The sequence below is a fragment of the Streptomyces sp. WM6386 genome, from assembly GCF_000972385.1.
Lineage (GTDB): Bacteria > Actinomycetota > Actinomycetes > Streptomycetales > Streptomycetaceae > Streptomyces.
In genome coordinates this window covers 1-2,080 of sequence record NZ_JXTE01000162.1, presented here as the reverse complement: position 1 = coordinate 2,080, position 2,080 = coordinate 1, and the positions used below count along the sequence as shown (strand labels likewise).

General features: G+C 70.5%; 3 protein-coding genes. All 3 read left to right on the top strand.

The features are described 5' to 3' along the window. A partial coding sequence (locus tag TN53_RS40325) for a vitamin B12 dependent-methionine synthase activation domain-containing protein (RefSeq protein WP_046263843.1) occupies positions 1-1,066 on the top strand: 1,066 nt, incomplete at its 5' end. Then, complete coding sequence (gene metF, locus TN53_RS40320) at positions 1,063-1,968, top strand: methylenetetrahydrofolate reductase [NAD(P)H] (protein WP_046263842.1); 906 nt, start codon at positions 1,063-1,065, stop codon at positions 1,966-1,968. The genes TN53_RS40325 and metF, both read left to right, overlap by 4 nt. Then, on the top strand, positions 1,946-2,080 hold a 135-nt coding region (locus TN53_RS46155), incomplete at its 3' end, for an adenosylhomocysteinase (RefSeq protein WP_159038255.1). The genes metF and TN53_RS46155, both read left to right, overlap by 23 nt.

Here is a 2,080-nt window from a genome sequence, read left to right as displayed (position 1 = left end):
CGTGATTCTGGGCGGCGCGGCCCTGACGCGCGCGTATGTCGAGCAGGACCTGCACGAGATCTACGAGGGCGAAGTCCGCTACGCCCGCGACGCCTTCGAGGGCCTGCGCCTCATGGACGCGCTCATCGCCGTCAAACGGGGTGTCCCCGGCGCCAAGCTGCCCGAGCTGAAGCAGCGACGGGTCAAGAGCACCGCGACCGCGTCCGTCGCCGTGGCCGAGAGCCCCGAACGGGGACGCTCCGATGTCGCCGTCGACAACGCCGTGCCCACGCCCCCGTTCTGGGGCACCCGTGTCGTCAAGGGCATCCAGCTCAAGGAGTACGCGTCCTGGCTCGACGAGGGCGCCCTCTTCAAGGGCCAGTGGGGGCTGAAGCAGACCCGCAAGGGCGACGGGCCGACGTACGAGGAGCTCGTCGAGACCGAGGGACGGCCCCGGCTGCGCGGCTGGCTCGACCGGCTCCAGACGGAGAACCTGCTCGAAGCGGCCGTCGTACACGGCTACTTCCGCGCTGTCTCCAAAGGCGACGACCTGATCCTGCTCGACGAGAACCGGTCCGAACTGACCCGCTTCTCCTTCCCGCGCCAGCGCCGCGGCCGCGGACTGTGCCTCGCCGACTTCTTCCGACCGGAGGAGTCGGGGGAGACGGACGTCGTCGGCCTCCAGGTCGTCACCGTCGGCTCCCGCATCGGCGAGGAGACGGCCAAGCTCTTCGAGGCCGACGCCTACCGCGACTACCTCGAACTGCACGGCCTGTCCGTGCAGTTGGCCGAGGCCCTCGCCGAGTACTGGCACGCCCGCGTGCGCGACGAACTCGGTATCGCCGCCGGTGACCCGGGCTCGCTGGACGGCATGTTCCGCACCGAGTACCAGGGCTGCCGCTACTCCCTCGGCTACCCGGCCTGCCCCGACCTGGAGGACCGCGCGAAGATCGCCGACCTGCTGAGGCCGGAGCGCATCGGCGTCCACCTGTCCGAGGAGTTCCAGCTGCACCCCGAGCAGTCCACGGACGCGATCGTCCTGCACCACCCCGAGGCCAGCTACTTCAACGCCGGAGGCCGGGAATGACCACCCTGCGCGACATCCTCGACGGAGGGACCCCGTCGTTCTCCTTCGAGTTCTTCCCGCCGAAGACGGCCAAGGGGGAGCGGACCCTGTGGGAGGCGATCCGCCGGATCGAGCCGCTCGCACCGAGCTTCGTCTCGGCCACCTACGGGGCCGGCGGCTCCTCCCGGGACCGCACCGTCGAGGTGACCAAACGGATCGCGACCGACACGACCCTGCGCCCCGTCGCCCATCTGACCGCGGTCGGCCACTCGGTGGCGGAGCTGCGGCACATCATCGGCCAGTACGCAGATGCCGGCGTCCGGGACGTCCTCGCCCTGCGCGGGGACCCGCCCGGCGACCCGAACGCCCCCTGGATCCCGCACCCCGCCGGCTTCACCCACGCCGATGAACTGGTGCGTCTGGTCAAGGAGTCGGGAGAGTTCAGCGTCGGTGTGGCCGCCTTCCCGGAGCGCCATCCGCGCTCGGCGGACTGGGACAGCGAGATCCGGCACTTCGTCGCCAAGTGCAGGGCGGGCGCCGACTACGCCGTCACCCAGATGTTCTTCGACGTCGAGGACTATCTGCGGCTGCGCGACCGGGTGGTCGCCGCGGGCTGCGACCCCCCGATCATCCCGGAGATCATGCCGGCCACCGACGTACGCCAGATCCCCCGCTTCGCCGAGCTCAGCGGAGCCGCCTTCCCCGAGGACCTCGCGCACCGCCTGGACGCGGTACGCGACAACCCCGCGGACGGCCACCGCATCGGCGTCGAGTACGCCACCGCGATGGCCGAGCGGCTCCTCGCCGAAGGCGCCCCGGGGCTGCACTACATCACGCTGAACCGCTCGACGGCGACGCTCGAAATCCACCGCAACGTGACGAACTCAAGGAGTGCCCAGCATGCCCTCGCAGCCCAGCGCTGACTTCACGGACTTCAAGGTCGCCGACCTCTCCCTCGCCGAGTTCGGCCGCAAGGAGATCACCCTCGCCGAGCACGAGATGCCCGGCCTGATGGCGATCCGCAGGGAGTACGCC